Genomic DNA, 3,118 nt, shown 5'->3' with positions numbered 1-3,118 from the left:
GCATCTTTAATTGTTTGTGAATGTAAGTGTGTAAGAGCACACGGTGGATGCCTTGGCACCAAGAGCCGATGAAGGACGTAGGAGGCTGCGATAAGCCTCGGGGAGCTGCCAACCGAGCTGTGATCCGAGGGTGTCCGAATGGGGGAACCCAGCGCGCGTGATGGCGTGTTACCCACATCTGAATACATAGGGTGTGTGGAGGGAACGCGGGGAAGTGAAACATCTCAGTACCCGCAGGAAGAGAAAACAACAGTGATTCCGTCAGTAGCGGCGAGCGAACGCGGAAGAGGCTAAACCGCATGCGTGTGATACCCGGCAGGGGTTGCGTGTGTGGTGTTGTGGGGCATGATGTCCTGGTTCTGCCGGATCAGGCGCTTGATAGTCCGCGGGTTAGGGGAACGACTTGGAAGGGTCGGCCGTAGAGGGTGAGAGTCCCGTACCTGAAAACTTTGTGGCTGGGCGATTTGTGTTCCCAAGTAGCAGCGGGCCCGTGAAATCTGCTGTGAATCTGCCGGGACCACCCGGTAAGCCTAAATACTCCTTGGTGACCGATAGCGGATTAGTACCGTGAGGGAATGGTGAAAAGTACCCCGGGAGGGGAGTGAAATAGTACCTGAAACCGTGTGCTTACAATCCGTCAGAGGCTTTCGGGCTGATGGCGTGCCTTTTGAAGAATGAGCCTGCGAGTTAGTGGTATGTCGCGAGGTTAACCCGTGTGGGGAAGCCGTAGCGAAAGCGAGTCCTAATAGGGCGAGTATAGTGGCATGCTCTAGACCCGAAGCGGAGTGATCTACCCATGGCCAGTGTGAAGCGACGGTAAGACGTCGTGGAGGCGCGAACCCACTTAGGTTGAAAACTGAGGGGATGAGTTGTGGGTAGGGGTGAAAGGCCAATCAAACTCCGTGATAGCTGGTTCTCCCCGAAATGCATTTAGGTGCAGCGTCGCATGTTTCACCTCGGAGGTAGAGCTACTGGATGGCCGATGGGCCCTACAAGGTTACTGACGTCAGCCAAACTCCGAATGCCGAGGTGTGAGAGTGCGGCAGTGAGACTGTGGGGGATAAGCTTCATAGTCGAGAGGGAAACAGCCCAGATCGCCGGCTAAGGCCCCTAAGCGTGTACTAAGTGGAAAAGGATGTGGGATCGCTGAGACAGCCAGGAGGTTGGCTTAGAAGCAGCCACCCTTGAAAGAGTGCGTAATAGCTCACTGGTCAAGTGGTCCTGCGCCGACAATTTAGCGGGGCTCAAGTACACCGCCGAAGCCGCGGCACTCACACAATAACCTCCTCCGGGCAGGTGTGTGGGTGGGTAGGGGAGCGTCGTGTGGCCATAGAAGCGTCGGAGTGATCCAGGCGTGGAGGCCACACGAGTGAGAATGCAGGCATGAGTAGCGAATGACGAGTGAGAAACTCGTCCGCCGAATGATCAAGGGTTCCTGGGTCAAGCTAATCTGCCCAGGGTGAGTCGGGACCTAAGGCGAGGCCGACAGGCGTAGTCGATGGACAACGGGTTGATATTCCCGTACCCGTGTGTGCGCGCCCATGGTGAATCAGTGATACTAACCGCCCTGAATGGCCTAGAGCATCCTTCGGGATGACGTGGTCTGGATGCGCGGGACCTGATCTGGTAGTAGCCAAGCGATGGGGTGACGCAGGAAGGTAGCTGGGCCAGTCAGTGGTTGTACTGGTGTAAGAGTGTAGGCCGTGACATAGGCAAATCCGTGTCACATTAAGGCTGAGACTTGATGCATACCCGTTGTGGGGAATTCAGTGATCCTATGCTGCCGAGAAAAGCCTCTAGTGAGTTCATACACGGCCCGTACCCCAAACCGACACAGGTGATCAGGTAGAGAATACCAAGGCGATCGAGAGAACTGTGGTTAAGGAACTCGGCAAAATACCCCCGTAACTTCGGGAGAAGGGGGGCCATGCCCGGTGAACATCTTCACGGTGGGAGCTGGGTGTGGTCGCAGAGACCAGAGAGAAGCGACTGTTTACTAAAAACACAGGTCCGTGCGAAGACGTAAGTCGATGTATACGGACTGACGCCTGCCCGGTGCTGGAAGGTTAAGAGGACCGGTTAGCCGCAAGGCGAAGCTGAGAATTTAAGCCCCAGTAAACGGCGGTGGTAACTATAACCATCCTAAGGTAGCGAAATTCCTTGTCGGGTAAGTTCCGACCTGCACGAATGGCGTAACGACTTCTCTGCTGTCTCGACCACAGACTCGGCGAAATTGCACTACGAGTAAAGATGCTCGTTACGCGCGGCAGGACGAAAAGACCCCGGGACCTTTACTATAGCTTGGTATTGGCGTTCGATTCGGTTTGTGTAGGATAGGTGGGAGACTGTGAAGCATGCACGCCAGTGTGTGTGGAGTCGTTGTTGAAATACCACTCTGATCGTATTGGACGTCTAACCTCGGCCCATGATCTGGGTTAGGGACAGTGCCTGGTGGGTAGTTTAACTGGGGCGGTTGCCTCCTAAAGAGTAACGGAGGCGCCCAAAGGTTCCCTCAGCCTGGATGGCAATCAGGTGTTGAGTGCAAGTGCACAAGGGAGCTTGACTGTGAGACTGACACGTCGAGCAGGGACGAAAGTCGGGACTAGTGATCCGGCACCGGCAAGTGGAAGCGGTGTCGCTCAACGGATAAAAGGTACCCCGGGGATAACAGGCTGATCTTCCCCAAGAGTCCATATCGACGGGATGGTTTGGCACCTCGATGTCGGCTCGTCGCATCCTGGGGCTGGAGTAGGTCCCAAGGGTTGGGCTGTTCGCCCATTAAAGCGGCACGCGAGCTGGGTTTAGAACGTCGTGAGACAGTTCGGTCTCTATCCGCCGCGCGCGTAAGAAACTTGAGGAAAGCTGTCCCTAGTACGAGAGGACCGGGACGGACGAACCTCTGGTGTGCCAGTTGTTCCACCAGGAGCATCGCTGGTTAGCTACGTTCGGAAGGGATAACCGCTGAAAGCATCTAAGCGGGAAGCCTGTTCCAAGATGAGGTTTCTCACCACCTTGCGTGGTTAAGGCCCCCCACAGACCATGGGGTTGATAGGCCGGAACTGGAAGCGCAGCAATGCGTGGAGGTGACCGGTACTAATCGGCCGAGGGCTTACACACA

At 55.7% G+C, this 3,118-nt stretch carries 1 rRNA gene; it reads left to right on the top strand.

The window, feature by feature from the left end:
* The first annotated feature begins 20 nt into the window (after positions 1-20).
* Positions 21-3,117: ribosomal RNA gene (locus ABD250_RS17985) — 23S ribosomal RNA — on the top strand.
* Position 3,118: the final 1 nt, after the last annotated feature.

It is taken from the genome of Dietzia cercidiphylli, assembly GCF_039531545.1.
In the GTDB taxonomy this organism is placed as follows: Bacteria; Actinomycetota; Actinomycetes; order Mycobacteriales; family Mycobacteriaceae; genus Dietzia; species Dietzia natronolimnaea.
The sequence above is the reverse complement of the archived record's forward strand: the minus strand, read 5'-3'. Positions and strand labels throughout refer to the sequence as shown.